This is a genomic window from Algoriphagus iocasae (assembly GCF_014206875.1).
GTDB classification, from domain to species: Bacteria; Bacteroidota; Bacteroidia; order Cytophagales; family Cyclobacteriaceae; genus Algoriphagus; species Algoriphagus iocasae.
Genome location: NZ_JACIJO010000003.1, coordinates 263,519 through 278,133, shown reverse-complemented (window position 1 = coordinate 278,133; position 14,615 = coordinate 263,519). Strand labels below are relative to the sequence as shown.

Annotated in this window: 10 protein-coding genes; 2 read left to right on the top strand and 8 right to left on the bottom strand. The window is 40.6% G+C overall.

Going from position 1 to position 14,615, the window contains the following annotated elements; all coding sequences use genetic code 11:
• Nucleotides 1-39: 39 nt before the first annotated feature.
• On the bottom strand, nucleotides 40-2,445 hold the full coding sequence (locus tag FHS59_RS15510) for an ABC transporter permease (RefSeq protein ID WP_184496333.1): 2,406 nt from the start codon (nucleotides 2,443-2,445) through the stop codon (nucleotides 40-42).
• A 1,164-nt stretch (nucleotides 2,446-3,609) separates the two neighbouring features.
• On the opposite strand from FHS59_RS15510, the gene FHS59_RS15505 reads away from it, so the two are divergent.
• On the top strand, nucleotides 3,610-3,861 hold the full coding sequence (locus tag FHS59_RS15505; protein ID WP_184496332.1) for a hypothetical protein: 252 nt from the start codon (nucleotides 3,610-3,612) through the stop codon (nucleotides 3,859-3,861).
• A 434-nt stretch (nucleotides 3,862-4,295) separates the two neighbouring features.
• Here FHS59_RS15505 and FHS59_RS15500 read toward each other — a convergent pair whose 3' ends face one another.
• Together FHS59_RS15500 and FHS59_RS15495 are read right to left on the bottom strand one after the other, a co-directional pair.
• Complete coding sequence (locus FHS59_RS15500) at nucleotides 4,296-5,462, bottom strand: exo-beta-N-acetylmuramidase NamZ family protein (protein WP_246388487.1); 1,167 nt, start codon at nucleotides 5,460-5,462, stop codon at nucleotides 4,296-4,298.
• A gap of 315 nt (nucleotides 5,463-5,777) precedes the next feature.
• On the bottom strand, nucleotides 5,778-8,141 hold the full coding sequence (locus tag FHS59_RS15495) for an ABC transporter permease (protein WP_184496330.1): 2,364 nt from the start codon (nucleotides 8,139-8,141) through the stop codon (nucleotides 5,778-5,780).
• Nucleotides 8,142-8,870: 729 nt separating this feature from the next.
• Here FHS59_RS15495 and FHS59_RS15490 point away from each other — a divergent pair.
• Nucleotides 8,871-10,034 carry an FG-GAP-like repeat-containing protein gene (locus FHS59_RS15490; protein ID WP_184496329.1) on the top strand — a complete coding sequence of 388 codons (1,164 nt, stop codon included), beginning with the start codon at nucleotides 8,871-8,873 and terminating at the stop codon, nucleotides 10,032-10,034.
• Between the two features lie 369 nt (nucleotides 10,035-10,403).
• Here the strand turns inward: FHS59_RS15490 and FHS59_RS15485 are convergent, their stop codons facing one another.
• From FHS59_RS15485 to FHS59_RS15465, 5 genes are all read right to left on the bottom strand, one after another.
• Nucleotides 10,404-11,270, bottom strand: a complete 867-nt coding sequence (locus FHS59_RS15485; protein ID WP_184496328.1) for a DUF5777 family beta-barrel protein — start codon at nucleotides 11,268-11,270, stop codon at nucleotides 10,404-10,406.
• Nucleotides 11,267-11,800 (bottom strand): YceI family protein, encoded by a 534-nt coding sequence (locus FHS59_RS15480; protein ID WP_184496327.1) that lies wholly within the window; start codon nucleotides 11,798-11,800, stop codon nucleotides 11,267-11,269. Before FHS59_RS15480 ends, FHS59_RS15485 begins: the two co-directional genes overlap by 4 nt.
• Before the next feature lie 2 nt (nucleotides 11,801-11,802).
• Nucleotides 11,803-12,192 carry a 2-polyprenyl-6-methoxyphenol hydroxylase gene (locus FHS59_RS15475; RefSeq protein WP_246388486.1) on the bottom strand — a complete coding sequence of 130 codons (390 nt, stop codon included), beginning with the start codon at nucleotides 12,190-12,192 and terminating at the stop codon, nucleotides 11,803-11,805.
• A gap of 99 nt (nucleotides 12,193-12,291) precedes the next feature.
• Nucleotides 12,292-13,548 (bottom strand): hypothetical protein, encoded by a 1,257-nt coding sequence (locus FHS59_RS15470; RefSeq protein WP_184496325.1) that lies wholly within the window; start codon nucleotides 13,546-13,548, stop codon nucleotides 12,292-12,294.
• Entirely contained in the window at nucleotides 13,520-14,098 is a 579-nt protein-coding gene (locus FHS59_RS15465; RefSeq protein WP_221444521.1) for an RNA polymerase sigma factor, read from the bottom strand. Before FHS59_RS15465 ends, FHS59_RS15470 begins: the two co-directional genes overlap by 29 nt.
• Nucleotides 14,099-14,615: the final 517 nt, after the last annotated feature.

Sequence of the window (14,615 nt, the reverse complement as noted above, 5' to 3'; positions counted from 1 at the left end):
TATATCTCATATCATACATCTTAAATCATAAATCCATCATCATTCGTCTTTAATGGAATCCACAGGATTGGACCAGGCCGCTTTAAGGGCTTGCGAACCTACAGTCAAAACTGCAATCAACAGGGTTAATCCACCTGCCGCCAAAAAGGAAAGAATGGATAATCCAGCCTGATAAGGAAACTCTTCCTGCCAACTTTGCATCGCATACCATGCAAGAGGAAAGGCGAAAAGCATAGCTATTCCTACGATGATAATGAAATCCTTGCTAACCAAACTCAATAAGCTTGCGCTGCTTGCTCCAAGTACTTTTCTGATCCCGATTTCTTTGGATCGCTGCTGTACAGTATAGGCTGCCAAGCCAAATAATCCCAAACATGAGATCAAAATCGCCAGAATCCCCGCGATCGTAAATGCTTTGCTCAATTGCTGTTCGGATTGATATTGAGAGGCAAATTTTTCATCCATAAAAAAGTAAGTAAATGGATTTCCCGGAAATATATCCTCATATATATCTTGTATTGAAGCTAGATTTGAAGCCATTTGATCTGGATTCACCACCAAAGAGAAATATCCATCGGCCTGAGAAGGAAGGAAAATCATAGGTGAAATCTTTTCCCGAAGGGACAAATGATGGTAATCCTTCACTACACCGACCACTTCGTATGGATCTCCCCAAAGGATGTTTTTGCCTATTGCATCTGCTGGACTTTCTAATCCAAGTTCGCGTACCGAACTCTCATTTAAGATCAATTTTTTGGCTGCACCCCACCCCTGTTCCGCATCAGTTTTGGTGAAGTTTCGACCCGCCAGCAATTCAATTTTATAAGTCGGGATAAACTGATCGTCCATGATCATCATGGCATAGTTTTTATCCTTGTCTTCCGGTCTTGGAACCATCGGAGTGATACCACCAGCTGAGAAATTATAACTTACTCCGGGAAGGGCATTTGAAGCACCCAAACCTTTCACAAAAGACTGAGAAAGCAAACTCTGCTTAAAGTTTGCCATTTTATTTTTCTTGTTTTCCCCGACATCATTAGGGCCTTCCACGATGATTTTTTGATCCAAATTCATTCCCAGATCCTGATTTTGCATAAAATTCAATTGATCTCGGATGACTAGAGTACATACAATTATTCCGATGGAAATCACAAATTGAAAAACCACTAATCCCTTTTTCAAGATTTCACTTTCAGGAGCTTTAAATTTTATCTGAGATTTATGATCAAATTTTCCTGACAAGGCCACCACATACAGACCGGAAATCAAAGCACAAATTCCAATCAGACCCAGAATCAATAACCAGAAAACAGGTGTTTGAAAAGCACCAAACCAAATACCTTTCCCGAAAATAGTGGTAGCCAAGTTTTGGACCAAATAAAGAAATAGGAGTCCTATTCCCGTAGAAACACCCATCAAGAGGATGGTTTCTACCATGAACTGCTCCGCCAGTTGCCAGCTTTTGGCACCAAGGACTTTGCGCATTTTTATTTCCTTAATGCGAGTCAAAATACTAGCAGAAGACAGGTTTAGATAATTCACATAGGCAATTCCCAAAATCAAAAATGCCATGGCTGCAAATACCAATATCGTAGAGAGACTGCCGTTTGAAGGCAATGGATCAGAAATACTGGCTCCCAGATGAATTTCAGGCAAAGGCTGAAGTATGATAGATAAATCCTCCGAACCAGGATTTTTTCGGATGAATTCCGTGATCTGCTTAGATAGATTTTCTGCATCAACCCCATTCTTTGTCAAAGCAAAAAGATTCACGAATCCTGATTCCAGACCATTGGGATCAGCCCAACCATTACCACTTCGATTATCAGGATTTTCCAAGGTATGAATAGACAAGAAAATATTAGATCCTATGTCAGATCGATCAGGAATTCCTTCCAAAACTCCGGTTACAGTAAAATCCAGCTTACCAAATTGGTTGCTGAGAGTAAATGATTTTCCCAAAGCATCTTCCTCTCCAAAAAACTTGGAAGCCATTTCTTCTGTGATGACTGCTGTTTGGGAGGTTTTTAAATCTGCTGTTCCACGAAGAATCGGAAATGAAAAGTCTTCAAAAAATCGTCCTTCCACATAGCTTACTTCATTCTCTTTAAATGCTAAATCAGTTCCTGGAATTGCCACCAATCCTCCTCCGATAAACCCTGCCAAACGGTCAACTGATTCCAAGTCCGCAAATTGATCTTGAAGGATAGTTGCATAACCGGGAGGTAAATAGATTTCCCCTTCGCCATTACCTTCTACTACCACCACCCGGTAGAGCCGATCTTTATTTATATGAAAATCATTGTAGGTCCATTCGGTAGCGACAAATGCAAACAATGCCAGAAATGTAACCAGTCCAAGCACCAATCCGACGACATTGACGAAACTGAAGAGTCTTCTTTTGCGAAGGCTACGAAATGCAATTTTGAGGTAGTTTTTCCACATGGTATTCTTGATTGTTCGGATGAAGCTTAAAAAATCTCACGCTTTGCAGTTGACAAATCCACTTTCATGCCATCCAAAAAGCCCTAAATCAACACCTTAGGACAATAATTTCAAGAATCCTTAAAAACAATCGAACAAAATTGTCCGCTCACGGACGAATATACTTTTAGGGATAAAGCAAATACTTCAAACGCATTTTTTATTACGTGGTCTACGTCCCCACAGACTACTTATTTTTAGTTATTTTTGTCTGTCTGACACAGACCGAGACGACGAAATTTTACTCAAAACCCTTAAGTGGCCTTTGGAGCATTCGGTTTTGGGACAGTTGATTTGGCGTGAAGAAAATGAGTTAGCTCGTGAAGTTTACGAACTAGATCCACTCATTTTTAGCAAAAATCAACGGGAACAAAATCAAATTGAGCTAAACGGAAATTTATATAAACCGAAAACAGCTCAATTTTAAGAATTCTCCATGGCCTAGATTTTTGGTTCTTTTCATCAATGGAAAAGAACAAGGAAACAATCAGCTTTTTGAAACCATACCTATGTATGCCTTGACTTAGGAAGGTCCCCACAGACCATTTATTGTAAGTTGTTTCTGCCTGTGAGACACAAACCAAGGTGACAAAATTTTACTCAAAACCCTTAAGTGGCCTTTGGAGCATTCGGTTTTGGGACAGTTGATTTGGCGTGAAGAAAATGAGTTAGCTCGTGAAGTTTACGAACTAGATCCACTCATTTTTAGCGAAAATCAACGGGAACAAAATCAAATTGAGCTAAACGGAAATTTATATAAATCGAAAACAGCTCAATTTTAAGAATTCTCCATGGCCTAGATTTTTGGTTCTTTTCATCAATGGAAAAGAACAAGGAAACAATCAGCCTTTTGAAACCTTACCTGTGTATGTCTGGCCCGACCGTGGTCTGTGGGACACATCTTACGGATGTCATTACGTGTCTGAGTCTGAGTTCCACAGAACTTTTTCAATCTTAGATTAGGTTCCATCTTGCTGGCTAAGCGATTCGGTCTCCGAAAGAAAATCCTGGGCCATCGCTGGGGAAATCTAATCCATTTTTACCTATAAAGCTTTGACCCCGATGGGGTCTGGAATTTTTAGTCAAGGACCTTTCGATTTCGATCTTAGATTAGGTCCAATCTTATTGGCAAAACTTATCTGTCTGTCTGACACAGACCGAGACGACGAAATTTTACTCAAAACCCTTAAGTGGCCTTTGGAGCATTCGGTTTTGGGACAGTTGATTTGGCGTGAAGAAAATGAGTTAGCTCGTGAAGTCTACGAACGAGATCCACTCATTTTTAGCAAAAATCAACGGGAACAAAATCAAATTGAGCTAAACGGAAATTTATATAAACCGAAAACAGCTCAATTTGAAGAATTCTCCATGGCCTAGATTTTTGGTTCTTTTCATCAATGGAAAAGAACAAGGAAACAATCAGCTTTTTGAAACCATACCTATGTATGCCTTGACTTAGGAAGGTCCCCACAGACCATTTATTGTAAGTTGTTTCTGCCTGTGAGACACAAACCAAGGTGACGAAATTTTACTCAAAACCCTTAAGTGGCCTTTGGAGCATTCGGTTTTGGGACAGTTGATTTGGCGTGAAGAAAATGAGTTAGCTCGTGAAGTTTACGAACGAGATCCACTCATTTTTAGCAAAAATCAACGGGAACAAAATCAAATTGAGCTAAACGGAAACTTATATAAACCGAAAACAGCTCAATTTGAAGAATTCTCCATGGCCTAGATTTTTGGTTCTTTTCATCAATGGAAAAGAACGAAAAGAATTTATTTCACAAAAAATTGATTTCTCAGAAAATGACTAATTAAGGATAAAGCAAATACTTCATCCGCATCTTTTTATAAGCAGAAAGCTCTGGCTCCCAACCCGCACGAATGACCTCGATAGGAACATCATCAATGATTTGTTGCCGGAAATCTCCCCTTCCAATCTGGATTTCGATGTTATTCATCTGATTACTGAGCTTCGAATCAAAAAACTTTTCTTTCTCAGGACTGGCTTGATAAAGCTCCCGGATCCACTCAAAATTGATTTGACCGCTTTCTCTTAACTTCTCAGTATCGTACTCCCGAAGATCAATTCCATAGCAAACTTGATCCATAAAAAGTGGCGTTTCAGCCATTCCCTTGATGCCTGTTGGGGTAAAGCTGAATTCATAAATCCCCTTGTAGGCAGGACTTCCCAAAACTGTAAATGGGAAATAGGTGCCACGACCCAAGTTGATATAAGTTCCCTCAAACATGCATAAACTTGGGTAGAGCAAGACTGATTGAGGGGTATTTAGATTTGGCGAGGGCGCAACCGGTAAAACATAAGGCATATCATGTGCATAATTTGCAACTGGAATGACTTGGATATCTGCTTTTACTTGATTGGTCAACCAACCTTCCCCATTTGCCATCATGGCAAATTCCCCCACAGTCAGTCCATGCGCCATTGGAAGAGGGAACATCCCGATACCTGATTTATATTTCATGTCCAGCACAGGCCCATCAATGAGATAGCCATTCGGGTTCGGACGATCGAGGATAATTAGCGGTTTCTTATTTTCTTGGCAGGCTTCCATCAAGCGGGCTAAAGCATTGATATTGGTATAGAATCGAACGCCGACATCCTGCAAGTCATAGATCAAAACATCGACATCAGCAAGATCTTCTTTGCTCGGCTTATTCTTTCTGCCATAAAGCGAAATAATAGGGATCCCTGTTTGCTCGTCTATGTCATCTGACACTTTAGCTCCTGCACTGGCATTGCCACGAAATCCATGTTCCGGACCGAAAACTTTTACAATGTTGACTCCCAAAGTCTGCAAGCTGTCCACAAGATGGGTTTTACCAATGATGGAAGTTTGATTGGCAAGAATTGCAACCCGCTTTCCTTTGATCAGAGGTAAGTAGAGGTCCAATTGCTCGGCTCCCGTTTTGATTTCCTGTTGAGTTTCTTCAAGTTGATTGGCTTGAAGTTTTGTCATACAAAAACAAAGGAGTATGCTTAATGCAAAAAGTGAAAGATATTTCATGGAATGCTAGGGGTATTTTTACGATTTTGAAAAATACGTCTTTGTAAGGAACTAGGCAATTTGGATTTGATGAGACTTCATTATCTAACGTCATTGCGAGCTGGCCGACCTGAAGGCAAGCACAAAGGGCGAAGTGGCGATCCAGTAATGGTTTGCGCTGCTTAAAACGAGATTGCCACGCTCCTTCGTCACTCGCAATGACGGTAAGTTGGCAAGTACAGGGTTCCTACATCTTAAATCTTATATCCTATATCTAACAACCTCCCCTTACTCGCTCTTAATCGCTTTCACAGGATTAGAATGAGCAGCTTTCAAAGACTGGAAAGTCACAGTGATCAGCGCCACTCCCATAATCGTAAGTGCCGCAAGCGGAATAAACCACCATTCAAATTTGATCTTGTACTGGTAACCGTCCAACCAATCCTGCATCACCCAAAATGCCAAGCCTGAACCTATCACTATAGATAGGAACACGATCATAATAAACTCTTTATTGATCACATGTAATATGGAGAAAGTAGATGCTCCCAAGACTTTTCTGATACCGATCTCCTTGGTTTTTTGCTCGGCAATATGTGCTGATAATCCAAGCAATCCTAAGCAGGAAATCAAAATGGTTAAAATGCTGAAATACTGCGCCAAATCCCTCAATCGCACATCTTCCTGATAAAGTCTCGCATAATTTTCATCCATAAAGCTGTACTCAAAAGGAAACTCCGGATTCAAATTGGCTGCGGTACTTTCCATATATGCAATGGTCTCCTGAATATTAGAGGTGTTCACTTTCACATAACCCTGCCAGGTATTATCTGGATCTAAAAGTAAGATGGCTGGAGCTACGTTTTGTCTGAAGCTTTCGAAGTGAAAGTTTTTCACCACACCGGTTATCGCTCGCTCATCTTCCCATAACCTAAAAAATTCTGATCCTTCATGATCCTTTTGCATCAACTCATATGCTGTCTCGTTAAGGATTGCTCCGGAAGTGGAATCAGCTCCATTGCGACGATCAAAAGCTCTTCCTTTGATCAGTTCCATTCCTGAAGTTTTAATAAAATCATAATCCACCCGGATCACTTCAAAAAGCGCTGCATTTTCAGGATCTTTTCCTTCCCAGGAAACACCACCCGTATTGGAGTTTCTTCCCAAAAAGCCAAAAGATGACCTGCTGACTGATTCTATATTTTCGTTCTTCTCCAATTCAGCCTTAAACACATCAAAGCTTTCCAGTAGTTTTCCTTCCAAAGGAATCTGGATCAACTGGTCTTTTGAATATCCCAAATCCTGGTTCATCGCAAAACTGATTTGCTGATAGACCACCAAAGTGGATACGATCAAAATGGTTGCGAGAATAAACTGGAATAACACCAAACCCTTTCTGGCCATTACCACCCCTTTGCCTGATTTGGTAAAGGAACGGAACACAGAAACCACCTTGGTGGCAGAAAGATAAAAGGCCGGGTAACTTCCTGCAACTACGCCAGTGAACAAAATGATCGCTAAGAGTTCCAACCAGAAGAATCCAGATCCATAGGGAACAGACATGACTTTTCCAGTCAGGTTATTGAAGATCGGTAAGGTCGCTTCTACCAAAAGCACAGCTAGAATCGCTGAGAAAAAAGTGATCAATAAGGACTCAGACATAAACTGCATCACCAGAGATCCTTTATCCGCTCCGGCCACTTTTCTTACTCCCACTTCCTTGGCTCGTTTTTGGGATTTTGCAGTGCTTAGATTCATAAAATTGATGCAGGCAATAATCAAAACGAAGATGCCAATCATGGCAAACAGTTTCACATTTTTGATGCGTCCTTCTATTAATTGGCCGTCCTTCCAACTTCCATGCAAGTAGTAATCAGCTATAGGATAGGCAAATAAACGAACATTGGATTCTTCATTTCGCTCAAGGATATAATTTTCGATACTTGCAGAAAAAGCTTCTCCATCTACCCCATCACGAAGTCTGATAACCGTTCTCGGACCATTATTCCCCCAGTCTTCCAACCAATCATTTTCAGCAAAAAACAAAGAATAGGGCAAGACATAGTCAAATTTCATCGACGAACTAGAAGGAAAATCCTTCACAACCCCTTGCACAATAAAATTATCGGAATCGGTACCTCCTTTGATTTCCACGCCCTCTCCCACCACATCAGTTCTTCCAAAAAGAGAGATGGCACCACTTTCAGATAAAACTACGTGGTTATTCTCTGTTAGCATTGAATTAAGGTCGCCTTGAATCACCCCATAATCATAGATTTTCAGAAAATCAGGCATGGCATACAGTCCTTCCAGTTTGATCCGCTTATCTCCTTGGACGAAAAGAAGATTTTCCATCCAGGTGTAGGTTGAGGCAAGTTCCACCTCTGCCAATGTCTCTTTCATGCTTTCTGCCAAGACTCCTGGCGTCGAGTTGAAGGTAAAAATATCAGCACCATAAGACTGATGCTCCATCATCTGATAGACACGGGCTACCTGCGGAATGTCCTTGTTGGTAGAAAGCTCTGAGCTGACCCAAAGGCCGATTAAGATCGCCGCCCAAAGACCCAAGGAAAGGCCGAACAAATTGATAAAAAAGGTGAGTTTATGCTTGGCAAAACCTCTCAAGGCGATTTTAAAATAATTTTTGATCATGGCTGGTAGATTGAAAGTGGAATTTGGTGAGTGGTATGTGGTAGGTAGTATATGGTATGTGGTATATGGTATGTGGTAAGAAAATCTTGGTTCTTGATTCTTGGATCTTTGTACTTGGTACCTACCTTCGGCAGGCAAGCTTTGTACTTTGTACTAAGTAGCTCGCTCCAAAAAGAAGATGCAAGCTGACCCCGAATAGTTGCACAGGCAGTGCCAATTCCTAAAAAAAGCCCTTCAGGCACACCAAAAGCCATTTGATGAAAAAATGATTTGTCCGACTTTTAAGGGTTTTGGTCGGATACGAACGATTCGGTAGGTTGGAAAATCAGAAGGCTAAAGTCAGAAAGTTGAAATGAAAATATTAATTACTCCTAATTAATGATTTCTGGGTCTCACTGAACTAAGTCAAGGATTAAGTAATTATTGCATTGCGAGCCTGTCCACCTATTGGCAGAGAGGCTTTAGGCGGACGTGGCATTCCAATAAAGCTAAGTGCTACCTTTGACGAGATTGCATCACTCCTTCGTCATTCGCAATGACGTTTCCAAAAATCTAATTCGAAAGCGTCATTGCGAGGAGGCCCAAAAGGCCGACGCCGCAATCCCGTGAAGGTTAGCACTTACAATAGATAGATTGCCACGCATAGTTTATAGTCTCTCAAAACATTTCCTTGCGGGAAAAACTTCCGATCAATTTTTCTAAATTAGAATACACCAAAATTTTTGAACGATGACCTTCCTTATTCTTCCATGGCTAGCATTTTTGTTTTTCCATGCCAGCCCAAACTTTGAACCCCAAGTCATTGACGACAATGTCTCCATAGGATATGGCATCGTCGTAGGTGATGTGGATGGAGACGGAAAGCCGGATTTGATTTTGGCGGACAAAAAACAATTTGTGTGGTATCGAAACGGGGATTGGAAGCGCTTTGTAATGGTTGAAAACCTGACCGAGCGGGATAATGTCTGCATTGCAGCGCGGGATATCGATGGGGATGGCAAGGTGGAGATAGCCGTCGGCGCGCAGTGGAACCCGGGAGAAACTAGCAATGAAGATGAGTCAGGATCTGTGCATTACCTCATACGACCAGCCGATCCTACCCAGCTTTGGACAGCCGTGCAACTTCCGCATGAGCCAACAGTGCATCGCATGTACTGGGTAAAAACCGGGAGCGATTCCTATCAACTCATCGTGCTTCCTCTTCACGGACGGGGAAATAAAGCAGGTGAAGGTGCGGGAGTAAAGGTCATTGCCTATGAAAAACCCGCTGACCCTAAACATCCTTGGAAAACCAAACTGATCGATGAATCCATGCACCTGACTCATAATATGATTTCCAAAGACTTAGGCGTGGGCAATGGAGAGACGATTTTTATAGGGGGAAAAGAAGGAGTAAAAAGCTTTTCTTATGGGAATAACGGGTGGTTTGCCGGACCTACAAATGAGTCCCCTCCCGGACATGAATCTTATGGGGAATTGGCTTTTGCAGTTATACCCGGCCGAGGAGTGATGCTGGCTGGCATAGAACCCATGCATGGCAATCAAGTGACAGCATACCCTGCAACCCAGGAATCTACCCAGCTTCAGCGGATCGTCTTGGATAAAAGCCTGAAGGAAGGTCATGGAATTGTGACAAGGGATTTTCTGGGTAATGGTACCGTCCAAGTAGTCGCTGGATGGCGCACACCAAATGAAGCAGGAGATATAGGTATCAAACTTTATGAACCTGTAAATGAGACCTATACCGAATTCAAAGCACACTGGATCGATCAAAACGGCATGGCAACTGAGAGCCTAACTGCTGCTGATCTCAACGGGGATGGAAAGCTGGATCTAATCGCCTCTGGCAGATCCACCAACAACCTGAAGATTTACTGGAATCAAAGAAAGTAAGGCAGGGCACACCATTTCCTATTCTCTGGTAGACAGGCTTGCCTACCGGAAGGCTGTCATTCTCATCAATGTCTCACAGACTACATTATTTTATTTAACTCTATTAGACACAGACCGAGGTGAACGTAGGAAAACCATTAAAATGGTTTACCGGAGCAGGTAATATTTCATAGTCCACGGATTAATCTGTGGTCTATGTTTTAGATCCAACACCTAGCATAAATGGCTTCAGCCATTTTTCAAGAATTTTCAAGTAAATGGAATTGAGATTTCTTTGCTCGTACACCGTCTAACAATGAAGAAATCCGAAATCGAATCATTCGCTTTTCAATGAATCTATCCCGAATTCTCATGATTTCATCCCCTCTTTTAATTGCTTTTCCTTACCTGAAAGGATCTTGAGACATTAAATCCAAAATGGATATCTCCCCTAAAAAACTCTCCAGTAGTAGAGGGGATAAATCCTGAAGGAGTCATCTCAATGCTATTAGTAAACTGAAGTTGGAATACATGACCTCCTGTTTCTATTTCGATTCCCAAACCCAAGGAGTTATATCCCTGATTATTATTACCAAACCTATAATAATATTCCCCTGTTAGTCCTACCCGCCTAGATAGAGCTATTTTTCCTGCCAGACCCAAAGCGAACAAATGATTTGATTCGCTGGCAGTAGCAACCAAGTTCCTATGCACATAACTAGGCATAAATTGTAGAGAAAGCATAGGATTGATTTTTCTTGCAATTAGCATTTGGTGGACAAATCGAAGCCTTCTTTCAAAAGTCATTTCCAAATCCGGTCTTTTCAATGAATAAATTGATGCATCACTAACCCAAGTAATGGTTACTGGGCTTCCTTCTGATTTCTGTTGAATTATTTTTCCTTTCAAATACCCATCATAAATTTTATTGAAAGAGTTTCTTCCAATTCCCAGCGTAAGTCTATCATTTAAGGAATACTCCAACCCAAGTCTGACATTTGAGTCATCTAATCCAAATAAATTGTAGGCCCCAGAATTAATTCTGCCAAATCTATGGGAAATGATCATCTCCAAATTTCCCTTTCCTCTAGTCTCAACAGACTGCCCATTAATAATACGGGTTCCCTTGAAAGTACCTATAACCGGCTTATTTTCTAGCTCAGTTTTCTCTCGGAGTTGATCCAAGAGATCCTGAGCAATACAAAATTGACTTGTGATCAGGAAAAGAACAATCAAAAAGGAGAATCCTGATTTCATTGATATAGAAATTCAAATTTGACTGTTACCTCCACCTCCTCAGCGATTTTTTGGAACATTAACTTTGGGATTTCAATTTGATAATCTTCTAAAACCACGTTGAAAATGGCCTCCATTCGAAGGGAGCTTCCTGAATGAAAGATTTTTCCTGGTACCCGAATTTCTTTTGTCACTCCATGGATTGTCATTTCGCCTTCAGCAATGGCTTGACTCTCAACTTGACCAGCACGGAAACCTGATAGTATTCCCTTAAAATATGCTTCTGGAAATTTGTCGGATTCCATATAATTCTCATTAAAATGCTCTTGCATTAAGGATTTTTCAAATTCAAACCCTGCAATTGGAATTAGAAAAACCGCCTCTTTTGTCTCAGGATTGAAATAAGCACTTGCTTCATTATTCTCTGCCGCAATGTCCTCTATCAAAGCACTGCTGAAAAACTTCACATAACCGGTTTCGGACTTGATATTTTGTCCATGCCCCTCACAGGCATAAAACCAGAAGAATAACACTAATACTATTTTCTTCATGATTAATTGTCTTTAGCACCATTGCTTACCCAACAGGAAATCAAGGTTTTTTCTGCTTCAGTGATAGACTGACCGGATGAAGATGGTGGCATCACTCCAGCTTGGGTGTTTGTTCTAATCTGACTGGCAAATTGAATAACTATGGCTTTATCTGTGAAATTGGCTCTCCCCGTACCAGAAATATGACATCCAGATACTGCGCAATTCTGTTGAAGTATTGGCATGATATCGTTGGTTAGGGAAGCAGTGCTTCCTTCACAGGCTTTGGCTACAGGAGGAGGAGGTGCTGGAGTGTGGTCTTCTGAATCCGAAGCACAGGAAAACGCAATCGTCAAAGTTCCAGCAAGTGTAACTAGTAGAACTAAAGAAGTTTTTAGGGATGAATTTTTCATTTTCATTGTTTTAGTACGTTAAAATTTTAGACAAAGAATTTCCATCACTGCCGATTTAAGCAGTTTGTTTGGATTGTTTAGTATTTAGTTATCAGAGGTTTATCGCTTTCCGGGATAGTATTTTAGTCCGACAAAAATCCCCGTACTTTTCAAAGAAACATCTCCTTCACCTACCCCAGAAAAGGGGACTTTGAAGTATGGTTCCACCTGAATTCCCAATTGCCTTCCGAGTTTTCTTTCGTAGCCAACACTAACATTGACTATTCCAAAATAATGCTGGTTGGCTCCTTGAACATTTATATTCCTGAAATAAGGTTCCCCGGTATCTTGATTATAATATTCCAACTCATATTTCTCCTGAAGCATCAGGTAAGAAGAGAGACCAGTACTGATAAAAAACCGTTGAACTTTCCCCTCAAAAGCATAAAACCGGAGGTTTAAAGGAATATCCAAAATATCACAGACACCGATCACATAACTAGGAGTCTTTCCATAGTTGAGGTGATAGCCACTTTCTCCACTATAAGGTTTATAAGAATAAAATACTCCTGAAGATATACTAACCTGAGGTAGAATAAAGTACTCTGCACCTAAGCCAACCATATTTCCGGCTTTACCAAAGTGGTCAAGCTGAATTGCACTTAAATCTGGTGCTACTTGAAAAGAAACATTAAACTTACCTCCAAAGTGTACATTCTTTTTATTCTCTTTCTCTTCATAATCACTCAAAGTTTTAGAGGATAGGTTTTTGGAATTTATTTCTAATTCGGTTGAATCAATGATTGGTTCCTCTTTGATGTCGCTTTCTTCTTGGCTCGTTTCCAGATTCTTCGAAAAACCCCCAGAAGCCAAGGTCAGCGAGGGGTCGGTGGTAGGTTTTTCAGAAGTTTTGATTGAATTTTCTTCCGTTTTGTTTTTTTTCTGACTCCAAAGGTAAACTGAGGTGGCAGTATTATAAGCAGTTTTTTGATTCGTAATTTCCTCCTTTTGAATGGTAGCTTCTATGGTATAAAGAATTTCTTCTTCAGCCCTTGTCGGTTCCTCGCTGGCCACCCGCTCTTTTGCAATTGATGGTGATTGTTCTGGTTCTGCCAATAAAGATTGGTTTTTTTCCAATGGAATTCCTCCCTCCTGATCCCAAGCAAAATAGGCAATCATGCCAGCCAGTAACAAGACTAAAAGTCCTAGTGGGGCATTTCTTTTCCAAACAATTGGTTTAGGCTTTTCAGATTCATCTAACCTAGATTTCATTGCAGCCCAATCCTCTTCTGAGAAGGGAATTTCAGCAGCATCTGAAATCTTTTTCAAGAATTCATCCAGCTCCTTATCACTCTTGTCTAAGAAATTTTCGCTCATAGCTAGTTGAATTTAACATCTCTTTTAATTTTTGCCTGGCTCGGGAAAGATTGGATTTTGAGGTTCCAATACTGATTTCTAATAGTTTTGAAATTTCCTCATGGCTAAACCCATCCAGCACGTATAAATTGAAAACTGCTTTGTAGGCGTCTGGAAGCTTTAGAATCAGTACCAGTAACTCTTCAAACTGCATATTTTCCAAAGCAGTAGGCTGAGAGCTTTTTAATTCATTTACTTGTCTCAAGTCGATTTCTTTCAGTTTCCCCTTGTTTTTTTTGAAATGGTTAATGCATAAATTGATCAATACCCTCCTAAACCAAGGTTTAAATGACATTCTAGGATCAAACTTCTTAGGATCACTGAAAAAGATCATAAATCCATCATTCAAGATTTCTTTTGCTTCTTCGCGGGTATTGGTATACCGTAAACACACACTCATCCCATAACTGTAATAGCATCTATACAGTGCCTCTTGGTCTTTTCGATTCTTACTTACCAGGCCTTGCCAGATATTTTTTTCTAGTTTTTCAGATTTCACATTACTGGGCATGCATCAGCCCATACAATGGAATTTACAAATTGGTTGCGTGGATTTAAAAAAAATTCGTTGTCCCCTCTCAGCGTAGTCAAATTATTGATTGGAACTGGGTGGGATTTGTAATTCCACCCCAATATCCTTACCCATTTGTAATAAGTGAAAAACCTTCGAGGTTTTAAAAACCTCAAAGATTTACTATGCTATTTCAGGTTACTGACTTTATTCATCTGACTTGAAATTGCCACTTCTCGTACCTCGTCTCGCCCGCCTACCGGAGGGCAGGCAATGACATTTCAAAATATATCTTTTGTAAGACAGGATTCTGTAATTACCGTCATTGCGTTCGCAGCTTGCGGAGCGTGGCAATCTCGTTACTGGATGTAGTTTTTAACTACACCCTCCTATTACAACCAAATTATAATTGTTTAAATACTTCCCCGAAGTTTTCTAAACCTTTTCTCATCAGTCCTGTAAATACTATTTTAAAGATTTTGGTAGTACTACTTTTCGCGATTTTAAGTAGTGGTTT

Bases quoted from the DNA above. Each gene is read 5' to 3' on its own strand.
- FHS59_RS15475 (WP_246388486.1), bottom strand. From the start codon at position 12,192: ATGAAAAATTCATCCCTAAAAACTTCTTTAGTTCTACTAGTTACACTT.
- FHS59_RS15510 (WP_184496333.1), bottom strand. From the start codon at position 2,445: ATGTGGAAAAACTACCTCAAAATTGCATTTCGTAGCCTTCGCAAAAGA.
- FHS59_RS15470 (WP_184496325.1), bottom strand. From the start codon at position 13,548: ATGAGCGAAAATTTCTTAGACAAGAGTGATAAGGAGCTGGATGAATTC.
- FHS59_RS15495 (WP_184496330.1), bottom strand. From the start codon at position 8,141: ATGATCAAAAATTATTTTAAAATCGCCTTGAGAGGTTTTGCCAAGCAT.
- FHS59_RS15500 (WP_246388487.1), bottom strand. From the start codon at position 5,462: ATGACAAAACTTCAAGCCAATCAACTTGAAGAAACTCAACAGGAAATC.
- FHS59_RS15485 (WP_184496328.1), bottom strand. From the start codon at position 11,270: ATGAAATCAGGATTCTCCTTTTTGATTGTTCTTTTCCTGATCACAAGT.
- FHS59_RS15490 (WP_184496329.1), top strand. From the start codon at position 8,871: ATGACCTTCCTTATTCTTCCATGGCTAGCATTTTTGTTTTTCCATGCC.
- FHS59_RS15465 (WP_221444521.1), bottom strand. From the start codon at position 14,098: ATGCCCAGTAATGTGAAATCTGAAAAACTAGAAAAAAATATCTGGCAA.
- FHS59_RS15480 (WP_184496327.1), bottom strand. From the start codon at position 11,800: ATGAAGAAAATAGTATTAGTGTTATTCTTCTGGTTTTATGCCTGTGAG.